Genomic DNA, 20,090 nt, shown 5'->3' with positions numbered 1-20,090 from the left:
ACGGCCCGGTGACCGGGCCGTTCATCTCAGTTAGTCAATAGCGACTCAGTTCAGCGCGGCGTCCAGCGGCGCACTGTCAACAGCACCATCATAGGAATCCAGCGCCGCTTCGATGCTCCCCGCATTCACAAACACATCCGCCACGCCCTTCATGAAGCTTTGAGCGCCGCCGCCCAGCCATTTTTCGGTAAGCTGCTCCTCAGCCGAGGGGAAATTGAAGGTGGCAATTGTGGCCTCGGCATCACCCAGGTCCATACCGGCATCCTTGGCAATCACCGGCAGCATCTCGTCCTTGTGATCACCCGAGTTCCACATTGCGTTGGCATCTGCGGTCACTTTCAGGAATTTGCTCAGCAGCTCGCTGTCCTCAGCGATGAACCCTGCCGGTGCGCTGGTTACATCGAACACCAGAATACCCAGTTCTTCCTTCTCGGCGCCGGTCAGCAGCACATTGCCATGCTCCAGCATCCGCCGCAGCGCGCCGCCCCAGCCGCAGACCATGTCCAGATTGCCCTGGGCAAAAGCTGCCGCGCCGTCCGCGGGCGCCATATCGACGACTTCCATCGAGCCGATATCAACACCGAAATGCGACATCTGCGACAGGAAGTTATAATGCGCAGCGGTACCGATCGGCACACCCACTTTCTTGCCGGCCAGCTCGCCTGCGGTGGTCTTGTCGATCTCCAGCGCCTCGGCGACAACACAGTTGTCATTGTCGGAATAGCTGACGGCCACATCCACAATCTGGATATCCTGGCCCGCAGAGGTCGCCACCACAAACGGCGGCACGCCCTGGCTCACAGCAATCTGCACATCGCCCGACGCCATCGCCGCCGACATTGCCGTGCCGGTGTCGAACGACACCCAGTTGATCTTGACGCCCAGTTCCTCCTCATAGGTGCCGTTGGCCTTGGCAAACTGGAACGGCATCGGCCATTCCAGGAAATAGGCCACGGTGATCTCATCCAAATGAGCGGCATTCACAGCAGAGATGGAGGCGGCGGCGGCGCAGATAGTTGAAAGCAGATACTTTTTGATCATATTGGTAGGTCTCCCAGGTAATTCGCCGGGCCCGTTCGTTGCGAGCCTCATGGCTTTGATTTTTGCACTGCAAACCATATCCGGGAAGCCACTTCGCTATAGCAGAAAATTGCTCTTGCGACTAAAGTAAAACTTAGATTTGATTTTTACGGATATATTGGCGCAAACCTGTGGATAGCATATGCAAAGCGCAAGGGAGGACGGCATATGCAAAAGACGCTGAGTCTACGCTGGCTGGAAGTGTTCCAGCTGATCTCCAAGTCGGGATCGATACAGAAGGTCGCCGCAGAAACCGGCCTGTCGATCAGCACCGTGTCCAATCACCTGCGCAGCCTGGAAAGCGCGCTTGGTGTTGATCTGGTGGACCACACCCGGCGCCCGATGGGGCTGACACCGGCCGGCGTGGTCTATGCCCGCTATGTATTTGACGGGCTGATGACGCTTAAACGCGGCGAGGCCGAGATCCGCTCCGGCAGCTGGCAGCATGCCACCGATCTGCGGATGGCCTTGCTTGATGATTTCGACAACGAGGTTGGCCCGGAACTGTTTCAGTTCCTCTCTACTGCGCTGCCCCGCTGCAGCTTCCGCCACTACACCCGGCCCAGCCACGAAATCATTGAAAAGCTGCAGGAGCAGAAGCTGGACGCCGGCGTCGCCACCCGCCCGGCCGGGCTGCTGCCGGATCTGATCGAATACCCGCTGATGCGGGATCCCTTCATTCTGGTGGTGCCCACCGGGTATTCCGGCAGCGTCGAGGATCTGACCAAAGCTGATACGCCTCTGCCTCTCCTGCGCTATTCCCGTGACCACACCATCGGCAAGCAGATTGAAACCCAGCTGACCCGGCTCAAGATCTCTCTTCCCAACCGGTTTGAACTGGAGTGCAACCAGTCGATCATCGGCCTGGTCGCCGAAAGCAGCGGCTGGACTGTCACCACCGCCGCCAGCTACCACCGCGCACAGCGCTTTCACGACAAGGTCAAGGTTGTGCGCTTCCCCGGTAAGAGCTTTGCCAGAACGGTGTCGCTGTTCACCACCAGCGTCTATCCTGCGGCCACTTCGCAACTGATCCACCAGGCATTGCAGAAATCCCTGCGCCACCATTTCACCGATCCGATCAGCGCACGCTTTCCCTGGCTGGCTGAGGAGTTCCGCACCCTCCCCGCAAAGGGGAATTAGGCTCCCCAGCAATTCGAAACAAACATCCGTGTTTTTCGGAACCTGCAAGCCGCAGCTTGACCGTGCGGCCTGCAGGACGCTGTTTTAGGTACAACCCGCGCCGTCCCCTTCCCCACGCACCCGGCGGCCCTCTAATGGAAATGAGCTGACCCCAATGGCAATCACCTACCTCAAGCAGGCCCAGCCCCGCCCCGCTGCCGAAAACAGCGATATCCGCGATACAGTCGCCGTCATGCTCGCCAATATCGAACGTGAAGGCGAAGACGCAGTGCGCCGGTATGCGGAAAAGCTGGACGGCTGGACCGGCCCAATTGTGGTAACCGGCGCCCAGCGCCGCGCGGCTTGCAACCGGGTTTCGCAGCAGATGAAAGAGGACATCCAGTTCGCCCATGCCAACATCCGCCGCTTTGCCGAGGCGCAGAAGGGCACAATGGGCGAATGCGAGGTAGAAGTAATCTCCGGCCTGATCGCAGGCCAGAAGCAAATCCCGGTTTCCAGTGCCGGCTGTTATGTGCCGGGCGGCCGCTACAGCCATATCGCCAGCGCCCTGATGACCATTACCACCGCCAAGGTCGCCGGCGTGCCGCATATCACCGCCGTCTCCCCCACGCGCCCCGGAACCGGCATTCCCGATGCCATCGTCTATGCCATGGACCTGAGCGGCGCCGACCTGATCCTGAACCTGGGCGGCGTGCAGGGCATTGCCACCATGGCGCAGGGCCTGTTCGGTGCCAAGCCCGCAGACATCCTGGTCGGCCCCGGTAACTCTTATGTGGCCGAGGCCAAACGGATGCTGTTCGGCAAGGTCGGCATCGACATGTTCGCAGGCCCCACCGATTCATTGGTCATCGCCGACCACACCGCCGATATTGAAACCGTCGCTTGGGATCTGGTCAGCCAAGCCGAACATGGCGCCGACAGCCCGGTCTGGCTGGTCAGCACCGATGAGGCGCTGGCCAAGGGTGTCATGGCCCGCGCGCAGGCGCTGATCGACAAACTGCCTGAACCCAATCTCTCTGCCGCCCACCGCGCCTGGCAAGAACGCGCCGAGGTGGTCCTCTGCGATAGCCGTGAAGAGGCTGCGCATGTCGCAGACCGTTACGCGCCCGAGCATCTGCAGGTACAGGCCGAGGACCTGGATTGGTGGCTGGACCGCCTCACCGCCTATGGCTCGCTGTTTCTGGGCAAGGAGACCACGGTGTCCTTTGGCGATAAGGCCTCAGGCCCCAACCACGTGCTGCCGACCAGCGGTGCCGCGCGTTATACCGGCGGGTTGTCAGTGCACAAGTTCACCAAGACCGTGACCTGGCAGCGCTGCAACGCCGCCGCCTCGCACGAGCTGGCCCAACGCACCGCCCGCATCAGCCGGATGGAAGGCATGGAGGGTCACGCTATCGCCGCCGAGCTGCGCCTGCAGACAGAGACCGCCTGAAGCGCAACGCCGAGGCGTCAGGACGGCGTCTCCAGCTGCTGGTCAAGGTCGACCGGACCCAGGACTGCCTCATCGGGAATACCCTCAAACCCGTTAACTTCGCCGCCGTACCGGTAAGCAAACCGGGCGGCGTCCTCAGGCGAGGCAAAGGGCACGACTTCCGGCGCGCCCATGCCGCCTGCCACATTCGACCCCACCACGAAATGCGCACCCTCAGCATCAATCCAGTTCCTGGTGCCGGGATGCGCCCAGCTGGGGGCCGCGCCCATATCGCTCACATAGATGGCAGTGATCTCTGCATCCCGTTCCGGGCTTTTCACATAGGCCGCCAAATCCCGCACCTGGGCAAAGAACAGCGGCACCGGGAAACCGTCCAGGTGGATCTGCCCCTTCGGCCCGCCATGTTCGGCCACATTCATCTGGCAGAAGTAACTCAGCGCCACCTCCGTCAGCTCCACCGGCGCGGGAGGCGCCTTGGCCTCTTCCTCCTGGCAGGCAGTCAGAACCAGCGCAGCAGCAAGGATCAGGCGTTTCATGGCTCCACCCTCCGGAACGCGGCGCAGGCCAGCAGGAAGCCCAGCGCGGGCCACAACAGCAGCGACAACGGTGCAGCCCAGCCGGGCAAAGCCCCGGCAGCGCCCGCCATGCCGCTGGAGAGCGCCACGCTTTCCGAGGCGGCGACATTCCACAGCCGGAACGCATCCGCCGGGTTGGCAACCATCACCCAGGGGAAGATCTTCTGAGTGAACACCCCGCCGCTGTCCATCACTACCGCGCCCAGAAGCCCGAGGTCATAAAGCACCACAAACACCAGCCACACACCCGCTGACAGGCCGGCGGCAGCCGTCGCGCCGCTGGACAGCGCTGACAGCGCATAGCCCAGCACCAGGAACACAGCCCCCAGCAGGATCGAGGTCAGCACCAGCCGCCCCAGCGCCATCAGGCTCTCGGTTCCCGCGCCGCCAAACCAGGCGGCAACGGCTCCGGCGGCACCAAAGCCGATGCACATAGCAATTGCCAGAGCGGCCACATGCGCCATCAGCTTGCCCAGCAGGATCTCGGCCCGGCCCGCCGGATAGGCGAGCAGCAAGGCAAGACTGCCGCGGTCTCGGTCCCCTGCCACCGCATCAAACCCCATCATCAGCGCCAGCAGCGGCGCTAGGTAGACCGACAGCGTGGTCATCGAGGCCACCGAGACGGTCAGCATGTCCACCCCCAGCGTCCCCGTCGGCGCCGAGCCGGCAAAGGACAGCGCCAGCGCAAAGGCCAGCATGATCAGCGTGGCCATGAACAGCCAGCGGTTGCGCCGCAGAATCAGCATCTCGGCACGGGCAATGGCAAAGGCGCGTCTCATTTGCGGTCCTCCCCTGAGTAATGGCGATAGAGGTCTTCCAGCCGCGGCGGCACCATGTCGATATCCGCCACCGCATCGCCCATAGCCGCAATCTTGCGCAGCTCGGCCATTTTGTCCTGCGGGCTGCACAGGACCTCGACTGAGGCACCGTTGATCCGCCGTCCGCCAGTTTCAAATGCAATCCGGTCTGCCTGCGCTTCGTTTGCCTGAACCCGCAGCTTCACCGGGAGTCCGGCTTGAGCCGAAAGGCCTGCCAGCGTGTCATCAGCGACCTTCACCCCCTTGCGCAGAATGGCGATACGGTCGGTGCGTGCCTCTACCTCAGTCAAAGCATGAGAGGCGATCAGCACCGCCGCGCCCTGTTCTGCCAGCTCGTTGATGATGGCATACAGATCCTGGCGCGAGATCGGGTCCAGCCCGCTGGTCGGTTCGTCCAGCAGCGCCAGCTTGGGACGCCCCAGCAGCACCTGCGCCAAGCCCAGCCGCTGCCGCATCCCCTTGGAATAGGCGCCGATGCGGCGGTGCATGGCTTCGCCTAGACCGACGCGTTCCAGCAATCCGTCGATATCCGCGCGCTCCCCGGCAAGACGGGCAAACAGCGACAGCTGCTCGTGCCCGGTCAGCGCCGGGTGGAAACTGACAGCTTCGGGCAGGAAGGCGGTCGCGGTGCGCGCCGCCGCACTGCCGGGCGCCGCGCCGCAGATGCGGATGCTGCCGCCCTCGTGCCGGATCAGGCCCAACACGGCCTTGATCAACGTCGACTTCCCTGCGCCATTGTGGCCCAGCAGCGCCAGCCGTTCCCCAGGAGCGATATCCAGGTCGATGCCATGCAGCACCTGGGTCCTGCCGCGGAACTTGTCCAGCGCGCGGATCTGCAGCGGGCTGTTTGCGTTATCCATCTTGTTCAACCTTTCTGGCAGCCTCAGGCCGCTCCGGCCGCATCAGCGGGTGGCTGTCGATCACCCCGCCCGGCAGCAGCGCCGGAAACGCCGATTGCGACCACTTCACCAGCTGCACTGCGGGCGAGCCCATCAGCAGCTTCGCCGCCGGCTGCGTCCACAGCACATGATCCATGCTGTCGTTCGGGCGGTACGGCGCATCTGCGATGCCATCCCCGTCCACATCAAAACCTGCGAAGTCGGACCAGTAATTACCCTGGCCGTCCTCCGACCATTCCACCCATTTGGTGGAGACGAATTTCACCTGATGCCGGTTGCCGACAAAGGCATTGCCCACCATCCGGTTGCCCGCGCTGCCCGCGGTGAAATGGATGCCAATGCCGCAGCCCTCAAACCAATTGCCCGAGAAATCATTCTTGTGCGCATTGTAGAGGAAGGTGCATTTGCCCTTGGCACCCTTTACATAGTTGCCCCGGAACTCGCCCTGGTTGGCGTAGTTCAGCATCATCCCGTGGTCGCGGTCATTCAGCGAGACGTTTCCCGTCACCTTGACGCGCGTGGAAAACATCACCGCATAGCCCAGGTGATTGCCTATCGAGACATTGCCGGAAACTTCGGAGTTATCCGCGTACATATAGTGCACCGCAAAGCGCAGATCGCGGAACACATTGTTAGTGAACGTGTTTTTCCTGGAACTGTTCACAAATACCCCGTCACGGCCAAAGCGGATGTCATTGCCATCCACCACCGCGCCCGGCGCGTTCCAGACATAGACGCCGTTGCCGCGGGAATTCATGCGGCGGTCCAGGCGGCCTTCAATCCGGTTGCCCTGCACCAAGCTGTCTTTTGCCCCATGAATATCCACGCCGTACAGGTTGCCCAGCAGCACATTGTTCAGGATCTGGGGCGCCTTCGCTGTCTTGGTCAGCTTGATGCCGCTGTCGATCTCCTGATGCGAGGAGCCGGAGCCAACAACGGTCAGGTTCTGCACCGTCACACCCGGTCCGGTCACGGTGATCACCGATCCCATGCCCTGACCGTCCAGTGTGGCGTGGCCCAACCCGTCCAGCGTGACAGGCCGGTCCAGCACCAAGATTTCGGTATATTCACCGGGGGCGAGGCGGAGGGTGTCGCCATCCGCCGCCTGCGCCAGTGTTTCAGCAATGGCCCCTGCCCGGTTGGGCACGTCCCAATCCGCCGCCCAGGCAGGCGCCAGACAGGAGAGAGCCGCAAGCAAAGATATGGGCAGGAGCCGTTTCATGTTTACGCGCTCCGCGGCTCAACCAGCATCCGGCCGCGCATCTCCATGTGCAGCGCGTGGCAGAACCACTGGCAATAGTACCAATGCACGCCCGGACGCTCCGCCTTGAAGGTGACAGAGGCAGTGGCCTGCGGCCCGACCTCCATCGCGACGCCGAAATTGGACAGACAGAAGCCGTGGGTCAGGTCGTCGATATCATCCAAGTTGGTGACATAGACGGTGACCTCGTCGCCCTGCTTGACGGTGAACTTCTCCAAGCTGAAGTTCGGCGCCTGGCTGGACATGTAAACCCGCACCTTGTCGCCGTCGCGCACGATGGTGTCCTGCCAATCGTCCAGATCGACGCCATCCGCCTCAGCCTGCTTGCGGGCCTCGCTCCACATCGGGTCGTTACGGTCCCAGATGTTGGCCGGGTTCACCTTGGAGCGGTGGACGATGATCGAGTCATGCGGCTCGGCAAAGGTCGGGCCGTCGTGCACCACCTTCATCTTGTCGCCGGAAATATCGATCAGCTGCTCGTTCTCGGGCTTCAGGGGGCCGACGTTCAGGAACCGGTCCTTGGAGAACTTGTTCATCGAAATCAGCCACTTGCCATCCGCCTCGGCGGTCTCCCCCATCGAGGTGGAGTTGTGGCCCGGCTGATAGTGCACATCCAGCTTGTCGAGGATCGGATCCACATCGGCGCCTGCATAGGCCTCGATCGCCTTGGCGATGTCCCATTTCACCACCTGGCTGTCCAGGAACAGGGTGGTATAGGCATAGCCGCGGTTGTCGAATGCGGTGTGAAGCGGGCCAAGGCCCAGCTGCGGCTCTGCAACCACTGCCGAGCGCGGATCGGCATCCGCATCGAACAGCGCGTCCAGCTTTTCGACATCGATCACCGACACAGTCGGCGACAGCTTGCCGTTGACGCAGACGTGCTTCTTGTCCGGCGCGGTGTTGATGCCGTGCGGCGAGTTCGGGATCGGGATGTAGCGGGTCAGCTTGCCCGGCGCGTCCTTGCGCCCGTCTACAACCTTGGCGCCGTTCAACTCCTCATAGTTGCCGGCCTCAATCGCTGCCTCGATCGCCGCAATGTTGAAGACAACAACGTGGTCCAGCTCGTTCTCGGTCATCTCGGCCAGGGTCATGCCCATTTCCGAGTTGTAGGAGGTCGAGTAGGCGTATTTGCCCTGATAGTCGCAGTCGGTGTTATCGAGGTTGCCCGAGACGATCACCTGCCAAGCGACTTCCATGGTGTCGCCGTCGATGGCCGAGAAGATGTTCACGTATTGCGACGGATCATCCAGGATCTGGCCATCGTTGACCAGCGGCGCCTCGTGCTCGCCATTGGCAAAGACATAACCGGTGCGCGGGAATTTCTGCGGGCGCAGGCCGTGGATGTCCTTGGCGTTGGGGATCTCGATGATCTTGTCGCATTTCATCACGTCGCAGCGCACCCGGGCGACGCGGGTGTTGGCCTTGTCGTTCATGAACAGGAAGCGGCCGTCATAGGTGCCGTCGGTGAACGACATATGCGGGTGGTGAAGGTCACCGTTGTCATAGGTGACCTTGCCGTTGGCGGCCAGGAATTCCTTGGTCTCCGGCAGCAGGCCCTCGGTCAGGATCTTCAGCGACTCGTTGGTCTGGCCCCAGCCGGTGGCCGAACAGCGGTTGAACACCGGAATCCGCATGAATTCCCGCATCGAGGGCACGCCGAGGATGCGCAGTTCGCCGGTCTGGCCCGAGGACCAGAAACCGTAGTATTCATCCAGTTCGCCCGGCGCCAGGTTGACGCCCTCCGCCGCTTGCGCAGGCTTGGCGCCCAGCAGGGCGGAGCCGGCGCCAGTGGCCGCCAGCACGGCGCCGGAGGCTGTGGCCCCCAAGAGGCCGCGGCGGGTGACGGGCAGTTTGTTTTTCAGATCTTCAGACATGATGTCCTCCTTCAGGAAACTTTTGTCCTGTTCGCGTTGGGGTGATTGGCGGGCGGGCGGCCCAGAGTGACGTCTGGTGCCGGGCTGCCGGTCTTGGCCCGGCGTTTCAGCTGTTTGATCACAACCGGGCATTTGGTTTCGGATTGATACAGAACCTGGCAATGCAGGCAGTCGACGCATTCGTTCGGATTGATCTCACCAGTCGGGTGAATGGCCTGAACGGGGCATTCATTGGCGCAGGTCTGGCAAGGGCTGCCGCATTCCTTGTAGCGGCGCAGCCAGTCGAACATCCGCACCCTTGCCGGGATCGCCAGCGCGGCCCCCAGCGGGCACAGGTAGCGGCAATAGAACCGTTCAACGAACAGCCCCAGCCCCAGCAGCACCAGCGCAAAGACAACAAACGGCCAGTCGCGCACGAACTTCAGAATGATCGCGGTCTTGAACGGCTCCACTTCGGCATAGGTTTCCGCCAGCGGGATCGACACCATCGAAATGCCGAACAGTCCGAGGAAAATCATGTATTTCGCAGGCCACAGCCGCTCATGCAGCCCCCAGGGCAAGGTAATCTGCGGCACGCGGCACGCGCGGGCGATCTTGTTGGTCAGCTCCTGCAGCGCGCCGAACGGGCACAGCCAGCCGCAATAGGCGCCTCGGCCCCAGAACAGCAGCGCGGCGGCGACGGCAAACCACTGGATGAACACCAGCGGATCCAGCAGAAAGGCATCCCACGAAAACCCGCCCCGCAAGCTGCCTGCCAGTGCCATCAGGTTCACCACGCTCAGCTGTGCGTTGGCGTACCAACCCAGGAACACCAAGGTGACGGTCAGGTAGCCAATGCGGAACCAGTAGAAGACACGCGCATTCGCAGTTGCCTGGAACTGGAAGAAAAACACCCCCGTCAGCACCAGCAGCATCACGCCCAGAACACCGATCTCCAGCGTGCGGTCGTTCCAGATCCGCTGCCACAACGCCGCCTTGGCCGCGGCTTCACCGGTATCATCATCCACCAGCTTGGGTGCAGGCGCGGCGGGCAACAAGTACTGCTCCGGCAGCCTGTAGCCCAAGTCAAACGTCAGAAACGCCCGCTCCAGCGCGCCGACGGAGCGCTGCACCAGGAGCTGCAGCCGGAATGGCTCTGCGGGATCGAACTCCGCATCTGCCGGGATCCTGAACAGGTCCAGTTCGCCAAAGCTGGGGCTGTCACCGGTGGCCAGCTCCCCCAGCCGCTTGTGCTGTTTGTCAAAGAACCGCACCGAGGCATCGCCTTGGATCAGCTGGATCCGGTCAAAGATGCCGCCGCGCACATAGCCGGAACCCTTGAAGCTGTAGCTGCCCCGCCCCAGCACCAGAATGGCGTGCTCGCCCTCCTTCAGCCAGGCCCTAAGGTTCTGATACTCGGCCTCGCCCAGCAGCGACTTGCCGATGGCAGGAACTGAAACCAGCGCCATATGCATATCGATAAAGGTGTCATCCGGCGCCCCGGCCTCAGGCCGTTTGATCGCACGCTGATCGCCAGTGGCCTCAAAAGCCGCGTTGACCTGACCAATGTCCAGCGTCATCCGCCGCACAGATCCGTCACCCGCCAGCGTTGTCCAGTCCGCCACTTCCTCGCGGGCCATGTCGACCTCGCGCTTTGGCCCGTCCGCCTGCACCGGCGACAGGCCGCCCAGCCCCAGCGCCCGCGCCACCTTGATCCCGGCCCGCACCAGGCTGTCGTCGATCACCATGATGGTCACCGTCGCGCCCGAGATGATGTCGAGATCATGGGCATCGCCGCCCGCCGCTGCCTCGGCCTTCAGGTCCAGCCCGGTATAGCTTTCGGTCAGCTTGATCATCTTGGAGTTCGGGATGCCGATCAGTACAATCGGTTCGGAATGCTTGACCAGCTTCACGCCGGTCAGCACCGCATCGGTGTCAATCGCTGCCACCACATGGATCGGCTTGCCGCTGTAGCCGGTGGTGCCGACAAAATCAGAGGTCAGAAAGGCATAGGCGATTATCTCGCCCGCTTTCAGCACCGGGGCCACCGGCACATCCGTGCGTACCGGACCGAACGCCTCGGCGCCGGGCACCAGGTCGGCAGGTGTCAGTTCTGTCAGGAAAGAGTCGAGGCTGTCTGCCTCAGCACCCGCCGCGGTGAATACGGCGGCGAATGTTATCACAAGGGCTGTCATCCAGCCCCGGAAGGCGCGTGTCAGGACCATGGCGCCTCTCCTTTCGTTAGAGTGGCTGCCACGGACGCGCGGGATGCGCGTTCGGATTCTATCTTGGTTGTTAGCGGAGGCCCGCGGCCGTCGTGCCAGTATTGCGCCGGGTTCGGTTGCACGGCGGTTCCCGCAGGCAGCAGCACGGCGCAGTCTGCCGCCCGGCTGATATCAGAGCGAAAAACACTAACCGGCCCGGCGCCGTTTTCAGCAGCGCACAGCGGACAGGTGCTGCATTTGGGGCAATCCTGCGCCTCGCCGCTGTCTTCCTCGGCGACTTGGATCTCCACCACGCCGAACTCACCGCAGATCTCGATCCATTCTCCGCCCGCCGCGGCCTGCGCCGCACCGGGAAAGGCAACCTGCACCACCAGCATGAAAATGGCGCACAGCCCCGCCAGCCGCCGGAACAACCCGGCGCGGCAAGCGGTAGATATGAAAGAGGTGCGCGGCATCTGTTACAAGAATCTCTTGCTGCATTTGCCGCTGACACTAGAGGGAACTTCAGTGCCGTTATTTGATGTATGTCAGATAAATCAGAGATTCCGGACCGTTTGACCACAGTCCGGAAGAGGGGCTAACCGCCCGGCAGATCAGCCATTCTCGAACCGCCGGAAAGCCAGGGTTATCACTCCCGCAATTGCCATATAGACCACCGCAAGCAGGAGCAGCGGCTCGTAAACGATGAATGTGTCGGCCCGCACGCGGGAGGATACCGCATAGATTTCCATCACCGTGATCGTCGCCACCAGCGGCGTTGCCTTCAGCTGCAGAATGGTTTCTCCGCCCAAAGTCGGCAGCACATTGCGGATCGCCTGCGGCAACCAGATCCGGCGGAACATGGTGAACCGCGGCATGCCAAAGGACTTCGCGGCCTCAAGCTGCCCCTTGGCTACCCCCGAGAATGCGCCCCGCATCACTTCGCCTTCATAGCCCGCATAAGACAGAGACAGCGCCAGCACCGCATAAGGCCAGGCCTGGCGCAGGTACGGCCACAGTTCGGACGAGCGGATCCAGGGAAACTGCGGAAACAGTGAACCCAGCCCGTAATACAGCAGCCAAATCTGCAACAGCAAAGGCGTGCCGCGGATAATGGTGCAGAATGTGCGGGCCGGAATGGACAGATACCAAGGCCCCACGGCTTGGGCCAACCCCAGCGGCACTGCCAGCAGGAACCCGATGACAAGGGATACCGCCAAGATCCAGATCGTCGTCCACAACCCTTCCAGCGCCAGCGGCGCATATTTCGGAAGCCAGTCCCAGCGCAGCGAGACCGCGCACCAAATCACAAGCGCCGCAAAAATCAGCATCATAACGATGCGGTGAGGCTGCATCAGCTCCTTGAAACCGGTCATGACGTGCCCCCCTTCAGAGAGGGCTGCCCGCGCCGTGCCCATTTCTCAATCCGGGCAAAGACCGCACCGGAGCACAGCGTCACCATCAGGTACAGGAACCCGGCGGCCAAAAAGAAGGTGAAATAAGCCCGCGTGCTGCTTGCTGCCTGACGGGTTTCCAGTGTCAGCTCATTGAAGCCGACCACGGCGAGCAAGGCAGTGTCTTTGGTGGCGATCAGCCACAAGTTTGCCAGCCCCGGCACCGCAAAGCTCATCATCGCCGGGATCGTCACCCGCCGCATGATCATGAAGGCCGGCATGCCATAGGATTTCGCGGCCTCAATCTGGCCTACAGGCACCGCCTTGATGGCACCGCGCAGCACTTCAGTGGCATAGGCCCCCTGCACCACGCCCAAGACCCAGATACCGGCAGCTACGCCATTGATCTCAACCCGGCCGCCGCCCATGGCTTGGGAGATCTTATTTATAATATCGCTGCCCACGTAGTAGAGGATCAGGATCAGCACCAGTTCCGGCACCGCCCGTATCACCGTGGTATAGATGGCGAGAAGATCACGCGTGACCTTCCCGCCGTATATTTTGCCGTAGGCGCCGAACAGCCCGATCACCAGCCCCAGCCCAAAAGCGCCAAAGGCGATCTGCAGGGAGTTGGCCAGCCCGCGCAGCAGGTTGCCCCCCCAGCCCGACAGCGACAGCAGCTCAGCGCTGGCGCCGAGGCCCAGTAGTTCAAACAGTCCGGTCATGGCAGCACCTTAGTAGATGCTGGTAGTGAAGTATTTGGCAGTGATCTTCTCATGGGTGCCGTCGGCCAGGACTGCGGCGATACCCTTGTTCAGCGCCTCGCGCAGCGCATCGTCGCCCTTGCGCACACCGGCACCGACACCGCGGCCCAGGATTGCGGGATCATCAGCAACCGCGCCTTTGATTTCGCAGCAGCTGCCGGTATCGGAGCCCACAAAATCCGCCATTGCAATGCTGTCCGCCTGGGTCGCATCAATGCGGCCTGCAAACAGATCCTGGTTAGCCTCATCCTGGGTCTGATAAACCTTCAGTTCGGCATCCTTGAAGTATTCCTGCGCATAAGCCTGGTGGATGGTCGAGGCCTGAATGCCCACGATTTTGCCCGCCAGCGAGTCCGGGGTCGCCTCGATATCCATCGACTTGTCCGCCACGATCACCGCCGGGGTATTGTAATAGGGATCGCTGAAATCAATCGTCTTCAGCCGCTCCTCGGTGATCGACATCGAGGCCATAATGGCGTCGACCTGCTGGCCGGTCAGCGACGGAATGATCCCATCCCAAGCCACAGGTGTAATCACGCAGTCCAGTTCTGCCGCGGCGCAAACCGCACCGATCATCTCGACTTCCCAGCCGACCCAGTTGCCCGAGCTGTCGAGCGAGGCAAACGGCGGATAAGGCTCCGCGGCGATGCCGATCTTCACCTGTTCCGCAGCAGCGGCGCCAGCAGTCAGGGCGGCGGCTGCGGTGGCAGCGGCAAGCAATACTTTCAGTTTCATAGGTCTCTCCCAGTTGATTATTATTGTGGTGGTAGTGGATCAGGCGACCGAGCTTAAAAATTGCTTCAGCCGTTCTGATTGCGGATTGCCAAAGACCTCGGCAGGCGGCCCCTGCTCTTCGATGCGGCCCTGGTACAGATAAACAACGTGGTTCGCGACTTCGCGGGCGAACTTCATTTCATGGGTGACCAGCAGCATGGTGCGCCCTTCGGCAGCCAGATCGCGGATCACCGTCAGCACCTCGCCCACCAGTTCCGGATCCAGCGCCGACGTCGGCTCGTCAAACAGCATCGCTGACGGGTCCACCGCCAATGCGCGGGCAATTGCCGCCCGCTGCTGCTGGCCGCCGGACAGATAGGCCGGAAAGGTGTCCTCCTTGCCGCCCAGCCCTACCCGCTCCAGCAGTTCGCGGGCCCGTACTATGGCTTCAGCCTTGGGCACCTTCAACACATGCACCGGCACCTCGATCACGTTTTCCAGCAGCGTCCGGTGGGTCCATAGATTGAACTGCTGGAACACCATCGCAAGCTTGGTGCGGATACGCTCGATCTGCTTTTGATTTGAAGGGCTGCCATCCTTGCGCATCGCAACATCTTCGCCACCGATCACAATCTTGCCCGAACTCGGTGTCTCCAGGAAATTGATGCAGCGCAACATGGTCGACTTGCCCGACCCGGAACCGCCGATGATCGCCACCACATCGCCCTGATGAGCGGTCAGGTTCACACCCTTCAGCACTTCCAGATTGCCAAAGGACTTATGCAAATCCTCTACCCGGATCGCCTCGCGGTGCGTGGCGGGCTCCAATTCTGATGCGGCCGCAGCGGCTGTGTCCATTTTTACATCACCCTGAATTTTCTGATTGCAGTAAGCCGCGATTCCAGTAATTATGCAAGTGTATAATTTCTCTGAATGGCAAAAAACAGGAGCTGAGGTGAGCGACGAGCGCCGTAAATTCAAACGCGAATCCGCCGAATCCCGGAAGGGAGCGCTGATTCTGGCCACGCTGGAGCTGGTGGCGGAAAACGGCGTACGCGGGGCTACTGTGCGGGGCATTGCCGAGCGCGCCAACGTCACTCAGGGGCTGATCCGGCATTACTTCAGCTCCAAGGAAGAGCTGATCACTGCCGCCTATGAACACCACATGACCTTCATGACCGACCAGACCTTTGCCCCGGCATCGGCTGTTCAGGGATCTGCACTGGAACGGCTCACGGCCTTTGTGACTGCCTCGCTGACCCCGCCGGTGGTGGATCCGCGCGCCATCGCGCTTTGGGCCAGCTTCCTCAACAAGGTGCAGCAGGACCCCCACATGAAGGCGACGCACGAACGCACATATGCCTATTTCCGCGACCAGCTGGAGGCACTGATCACTGCCGCCCTGGAAGAAGCGGGCCGCCCGGCCCCGCCTGTGCGGCTGCGCCAGCTGGCGATTGCCTGCAACGCGCTTATTGACGGGCTGTGGCTGGAAGGCGGCGCCCTGCCCGATGCCTTTGCACCGGGGGAACTGGCAGAAATCGGGCGGCAATCGGTTGCCGCGATGACAGGACTGAACTTGGAACAAGGGGCTGAAACGTCATGAGGCTGACAGCAATCACCGAACGGCTGGCCGGTTTGGGCGGTGGCAAATGGGAAGTGCACCTGAAGGCTCGGCAACTGGCCGAAGCCGGGGCTGATCTGGTTGAGATGACCATCGGCGAGCCGGATGTGCCCACCCCGCCGGACCTGATCGAGACCGCTGCACAAGCAATGCAGGCGGGCCGCACCGGCTATTCTGATGGCCGTGGCGAAGCGCGTCTGCGCGCCGCCCTTGCCGAGGCCTACAGCGCAAGCCGAGGACGCGTGTTCGGACCGGAGAACACCCTCTGTTTCCCCGGCACCCAGACCGCGCTGTATGCGGTGCTGCAAGGCGTCGCGGAACCCGGCACCGAGGTGCTGGTGGGCGATCCGATGTATGCCACCTACGAGGGTGTGATCCGGGCCTCCGGTGCCGATATGGTGCCGGTGCCGCTGCGGCCCGAGGCCGGATTCAGGATGCAGGCAAGCGACATCGCCGCGCGTATCACTCCCCGCAGCCGCGCGATCCTGCTGACCACCCCGCACAACCCGACCGGTGCCATCCTGACCGCTGACGACCTGCGCAAAATCGGTGAACTGGCCATCCAGCATGACCTCTGGATCATTTCCGACGAGGTCTACGAGCATCTGGTGTTCGATGGTGCGGAATTCGTCTCCCCCCTCTCCGATCCTGCCCTGGCGGACCGGGTGATTGCGGTATCTTCGATCTCCAAATCCCACGCCGCACCGGGCTTCCGCAGCGGCTGGTGCGCCGGACCTGCGGATTTCTGCACCGCTCTGCTGCCGGTGTCGGAAACCATGCTGTTTGGCAACCAGCCCTTTATCGCTGATATGACTGAAAAAGCCGTGCGCGATGGCTCCTCCGTCGCCCCAGGCATGGCCGCCCGTTTTGCTGCCCGCGCCGACCTTCTGGTCCAGCGCTTGCACGGCGAGACTGAATTGCGCGTCCACCGCCCCGAGGCGGGCATGTTTGCCCTGATCGACGTCTCTGCCACCGGAATGGACGGCGATGCCTATGCCTGGGATCTTTTGGACAGCGGCGTCGCCGTCATGCCCGGCTCCGCCTTTGGCGACAGCCTCAAGACTTGGGTGCGCGTCGCCCTCACAATCGACGACAGCAGCTTTGCCACCGCGCTGGACCGGATCACCGCCCACGCAATCCGCAAGACCAGGAGCGTCGCATGACCGCAAAAACAGTTGGCGAGGCTCTGGTCGCGGGGCTGCAGAAACGCGGGGTTTCTTGCGTGTTCGGCATCCCTGGCGTCCACACGGTCGAGCTTTACCGCGGCCTCGCGGCCTCTGGCATCCGCCATGTCACCCCGCGCCACGAACAGGGCGCAGGTTTCATGGCTGACGGCTATGCCCGCGTCTCGGGCAAGCCGGGCGTCGCCTTTGTGATCACCGGCCCCGGCCTCACCAACACATTGACCCCGATGGCCCAGGCCCGCGCAGATTCGGTGCCAATGCTGGCGGTCTCCGGCGTCAATGCCAGTGGCACGCTCGGCAAGGGCCACGGCCATCTCCACGAGCTGCCGGACCAGCACGCGCTGGCCAAGACCGTCGCACTGGTCTCAGAGCACGTCGCACAGCCTGCCGGGTTGGAGAACGCGCTAGACCACGCCTTTGCCCCCTTCTCGGCAGGCCGCCCCGGCCCCACCCACATCCAGATCCCGCTGGACGTTGCAGGCGCCGCAGCAGACAACGGCGCAAATGCTCCCCCCCCCGCACCGACGCCGCTTGACTCCGCCCTGATCACCAAAGCTGCAAACCGGCTCTCCGCAGCAACAAATGTCGTGATCCTGGCCGGCGGCGGCATGAAAACCGCAAACAATGCCCTTCAGGCTCTGGCTGAACAACTGGACGCCCCGGTGGTCCAGACAGTCAACGCCCGCGGCCTGATGCACGGCCATCCGCTGACCGTTCCCGCCAGCCCCAGCCTAAAAGCCACCCGCGCGTTGATCGAGGACGCCGATTGCGTGCTTGCTCTGGGGACCGAGCTGGGACCAACCGACTATGACATGTACGCCACCGGCAGCATGCCCCGGATGGCCGGGCTGATCCGGGTGGATATCTGCCCCGCCCAGCTTGCCCGGCACGAAACGGAGCTCGCCATCACCGGCCACGCAGGGCAAGCCGCTGCCGCGCTCTTGGCCGCCCTGCCCGGACCGGCGAAACAGGCCCAAGGCGCTGAACGTGCAGAGCACACCCGCGCTGCCGCATTTGAAGAAATCGGCCCGGGTTACCGCCGTCAGGTCGAGGTGCTGAACGCCATGCGTGCCGCGGTCCCAAACGCCCTTATGGTCGGCGATTCCACTCAGCCGATTTATGCGGGCAACCTCTACTACGACCACGACCGCCCCGGCGGCTGGTTCAACGCGGCCACCGGCTATGGCGCGCTTGGCTTTGGCATTCCCGCGGCCATCGGCGCCGCCATCGCCGCGCCGGACACATCTGTGATCTGCATCGCAGGCGACGGCGGCGCGCAATTCTCCCTGCCTGAGATCATGTCCGCGGTGGACGAAGACCTGCCCATTACTTTTGTCCTCTGGAACAACCGCGGCTATGGCGAAATCGCCGCCTCAATGGAGGCCGTGGACGTCCCCGTGGTGGGCTGCGACCCGACCCCGCCGGATTTTGAAGCCGCGGCCAAATCCTTTGGCATCCCCTTCACCCGTGTCCCGATGGAGCCGCAGACAATTGCCGCCGCACTCAGCGAGGCCAGCGGGCGCGGCGCTCCCTCCATCCTCGAAATCAACATCACCGGACCCGGTCCGGGACAGGAGTAACCCCATGCGAAACCCGACTTACGAGTTCACCCGCGCCATCACCCGCCGCCCTGCTGCCTCCATCGCGGATGGGCTGCGCGCCGAGGACACCGGCAACCCGGACCTGGACAGCATGCTGGCCGCCCATGCCGCCTATGTCGCCGCCCTGCGCAGCACCGGCGCCGAGGTGATCGAGCTGGACCCTCTGGACGCCTACCCCGACGCCCAGTTTGTCGAGGACACTGCCCTGTGCCTGCCGCAAGGCGCCATCCTGATGCGCCCCGGTGCTCCATCCCGCCTGGGCGAAGTGGCTGAAATGGCCCCGGCCCTGCGCAGCTGCTACGACACCATCCGCGAAATCAGTGGTCCCGGCCACATCGAAGGCGGCGACATCCTGGTGACAGGCACCGAAATCCTGGTCGGCCGCTCCGACCGCACCGATGCCGCAGGTGTAGCCGAACTGGCTGAAATCGCCGCCGATTGGGGCCACACTCTGCGTGAGGTGTTCACTCCCGAGGGCGTCCTGCACTTCAAGACCGACTGCTCGCTGATGGATGCCGAGACCATCCTGTCCACCAAACGCCTGGATGCTTCAGGGTGTTTTGAAGGTTACCGTGTACTGCATGTGGCCGAGGGCGAGGAAGCGGCGGCCAATGCCATCCGGTTCAACAATCTGGTGCTGATGGCAGCAGGTTTCCCGCGCACTGCAGATGTGCTCGACAAGGCAGGCTACCAGATCGTTGAAATCGACAACACCGACTGCGCCAAACTGGACGGCGGCATGTCCTGCCTGTCCCTGCGGTTCTGACCCCGGCGGCGGTAACCCTGGAGCTCTTCCGCGCAGCGGCGGCTGCCTAAGCTGCGCGGAATTCCGGCGCGGACCGGTTCCCCCCCCCCCGCAATCCAAAGCACCCGCCAGCCTCCATTGAGCGGCGATGCTCAATTGCAATGACGGCGCTATGATGGATCCAACGAGGGCAATTTGATATAAAAATGCTCTTGGCTCATCACAACCACCGGAGAGTGGCAGATGAGAAATGAACTGAACGACTACCGGCTGGCGCCGGCAGGATCGGCGATATGGTTTTCCAGTTACTGAAGTACGATGTCTTCAGTGACCGCTCCGTTGGTGGTTGAAAAATACCCCCGCCCCCGGAACCGGCAGCCCCAGTAGCGTCTGCGGATCGCCGGAAATTCCCGCTGCGCCCGGTAAGACGAACGGCCCTTCATCTTGCGCACCAGATCCGAAATGGCGAGCTTGGGCGGCACGGAAACGAACATATGCACGTGGTCGCTCGACAGCACCCCGCGCAAGAGGCTGACACCGTTCTCAGTACAGACCTGGCGGCAAATGTCGCGCACCCGCAGGCGCAACGCCCCGCGCAGCACCTTATAGCGGTATTTGGTGGACCACACGATCTGATAGCGGTGGTAGAAAACGCAGTGTTTCCCGGTATCACATTGCATGGCCTTACCCTTGAAAAAATGAGCCTTCGACCCGGCTGCGGCTCATTTTTCCAAGGGTAAGGCCACAACCGGATTCTTTCACGCTAAAGCAGTTCCGGCTGGAAGCCGGAGGGTTTGCTCCAGAG

General features: G+C 62.6%; 19 protein-coding genes. 6 read left to right on the top strand and 13 right to left on the bottom strand.

Annotated features, from left to right (window positions below):
• Positions 1-45 precede the first annotated feature (45 nt).
• Positions 46-1,041: an ABC transporter substrate-binding protein gene (locus A2I95_RS18930; RefSeq protein ID WP_291732103.1), complete on the bottom strand. Its 996-nt coding sequence runs from the start codon at positions 1,039-1,041 to the stop codon at positions 46-48.
• A gap of 207 nt (positions 1,042-1,248) precedes the next feature.
• Between A2I95_RS18930 and A2I95_RS18925 the strand changes: the two genes are divergently transcribed.
• On the top strand, positions 1,249-2,220 hold the full coding sequence (locus tag A2I95_RS18925) for a LysR family transcriptional regulator (protein ID WP_291732101.1): 972 nt from the start codon (positions 1,249-1,251) through the stop codon (positions 2,218-2,220).
• 154 nt (positions 2,221-2,374) lie between these two features.
• Positions 2,375-3,652: a histidinol dehydrogenase gene (hisD, locus tag A2I95_RS18920; protein ID WP_291732098.1), complete on the top strand. Its 1,278-nt coding sequence runs from the start codon at positions 2,375-2,377 to the stop codon at positions 3,650-3,652.
• Positions 3,653-3,669: 17 nt separating this feature from the next.
• On the opposite strand, the gene A2I95_RS18915 is transcribed toward hisD, so the two are convergent.
• The 11 genes from A2I95_RS18915 to A2I95_RS18865 form a co-directional block, all read right to left on the bottom strand.
• The gene (locus tag A2I95_RS18915) at positions 3,670-4,188 is read right to left on the bottom strand and encodes a nitrous oxide reductase accessory protein NosL (RefSeq protein WP_291732096.1); all 519 of its coding nucleotides are present in this window, start codon (positions 4,186-4,188) and stop codon (positions 3,670-3,672) included.
• Complete coding sequence (locus A2I95_RS18910; protein ID WP_291732094.1) at positions 4,185-5,006, bottom strand: ABC transporter permease subunit; 822 nt, start codon at positions 5,004-5,006, stop codon at positions 4,185-4,187. The genes A2I95_RS18915 and A2I95_RS18910 overlap by 4 nt, the downstream gene beginning before the upstream one ends.
• Positions 5,003-5,905: an ABC transporter ATP-binding protein gene (locus A2I95_RS18905; RefSeq protein ID WP_291732092.1), complete on the bottom strand. Its 903-nt coding sequence runs from the start codon at positions 5,903-5,905 to the stop codon at positions 5,003-5,005. The genes A2I95_RS18910 and A2I95_RS18905 overlap by 4 nt, the downstream gene beginning before the upstream one ends.
• Positions 5,898-7,166: a nitrous oxide reductase family maturation protein NosD gene (locus A2I95_RS18900; RefSeq protein ID WP_291732089.1), complete on the bottom strand. Its 1,269-nt coding sequence runs from the start codon at positions 7,164-7,166 to the stop codon at positions 5,898-5,900. The genes A2I95_RS18905 and A2I95_RS18900 overlap by 8 nt, the downstream gene beginning before the upstream one ends.
• 2 nt (positions 7,167-7,168) lie before the next feature.
• Entirely contained in the window at positions 7,169-9,079 is a 1,911-nt protein-coding gene (gene nosZ, locus A2I95_RS18895) for a TAT-dependent nitrous-oxide reductase (protein WP_291732088.1), read from the bottom strand.
• A gap of 11 nt (positions 9,080-9,090) precedes the next feature.
• Positions 9,091-11,283: a NosR/NirI family protein gene (locus tag A2I95_RS18890; RefSeq protein WP_291732086.1), complete on the bottom strand. Its 2,193-nt coding sequence runs from the start codon at positions 11,281-11,283 to the stop codon at positions 9,091-9,093.
• Entirely contained in the window at positions 11,274-11,738 is a 465-nt protein-coding gene (locus A2I95_RS18885) for a hypothetical protein (RefSeq protein WP_291732084.1), read from the bottom strand. Before A2I95_RS18885 ends, A2I95_RS18890 begins: the two co-directional genes overlap by 10 nt.
• Positions 11,739-11,876: 138 nt before the next feature.
• Positions 11,877-12,638, bottom strand: coding sequence for an ABC transporter permease (locus tag A2I95_RS18880; protein WP_291732082.1), 762 nt, complete (start codon positions 12,636-12,638; stop codon positions 11,877-11,879).
• Positions 12,635-13,381: an ABC transporter permease subunit gene (locus A2I95_RS18875; protein ID WP_291732080.1), complete on the bottom strand. Its 747-nt coding sequence runs from the start codon at positions 13,379-13,381 to the stop codon at positions 12,635-12,637. The genes A2I95_RS18880 and A2I95_RS18875 overlap by 4 nt, the downstream gene beginning before the upstream one ends.
• Positions 13,382-13,390: 9 nt before the next feature.
• A complete protein-coding gene (locus A2I95_RS18870) occupies positions 13,391-14,155 on the bottom strand; it encodes a transporter substrate-binding domain-containing protein (RefSeq protein WP_291732079.1) in 765 nt (254 codons plus the stop codon).
• A 39-nt stretch (positions 14,156-14,194) separates the two neighbouring features.
• Positions 14,195-14,992 (bottom strand): ABC transporter ATP-binding protein, encoded by a 798-nt coding sequence (locus tag A2I95_RS18865; RefSeq protein ID WP_291732078.1) that lies wholly within the window; start codon positions 14,990-14,992, stop codon positions 14,195-14,197.
• Between the two features lie 97 nt (positions 14,993-15,089).
• On the opposite strand from A2I95_RS18865, the gene A2I95_RS18860 reads away from it, so the two are divergent.
• The 4 genes from A2I95_RS18860 to A2I95_RS18845 are packed head-to-tail and all read left to right on the top strand — an operon-like array spanning position 15,090 to position 19,306.
• Positions 15,090-15,737: a TetR family transcriptional regulator C-terminal domain-containing protein gene (locus A2I95_RS18860; protein ID WP_291732075.1), complete on the top strand. Its 648-nt coding sequence runs from the start codon at positions 15,090-15,092 to the stop codon at positions 15,735-15,737.
• Entirely contained in the window at positions 15,734-16,918 is a 1,185-nt protein-coding gene (locus A2I95_RS18855; protein ID WP_291732073.1) for a pyridoxal phosphate-dependent aminotransferase, read from the top strand. The genes A2I95_RS18860 and A2I95_RS18855 overlap by 4 nt, the downstream gene beginning before the upstream one ends.
• The gene (locus A2I95_RS18850) at positions 16,915-18,519 is read left to right on the top strand and encodes a 5-guanidino-2-oxopentanoate decarboxylase (protein ID WP_291732071.1); all 1,605 of its coding nucleotides are present in this window, start codon (positions 16,915-16,917) and stop codon (positions 18,517-18,519) included. The genes A2I95_RS18855 and A2I95_RS18850 overlap by 4 nt, the downstream gene beginning before the upstream one ends.
• A 4-nt stretch (positions 18,520-18,523) precedes the next feature.
• On the top strand, positions 18,524-19,306 hold the full coding sequence (locus tag A2I95_RS18845; RefSeq protein ID WP_291732070.1) for an arginine deiminase family protein: 783 nt from the start codon (positions 18,524-18,526) through the stop codon (positions 19,304-19,306).
• Between the two features lie 284 nt (positions 19,307-19,590).
• Here A2I95_RS18845 and tnpA read toward each other — a convergent pair whose 3' ends face one another.
• Positions 19,591-19,965 (bottom strand): IS200/IS605 family transposase, encoded by a 375-nt coding sequence (gene tnpA / locus A2I95_RS18840; protein WP_291732068.1) that lies wholly within the window; start codon positions 19,963-19,965, stop codon positions 19,591-19,593.
• Positions 19,966-20,090 lie beyond the last annotated feature (125 nt).

Source organism: Leisingera sp. F5, from assembly GCF_001593695.1.
This window is presented reverse-complemented; position numbering and strand designations above follow the sequence as displayed.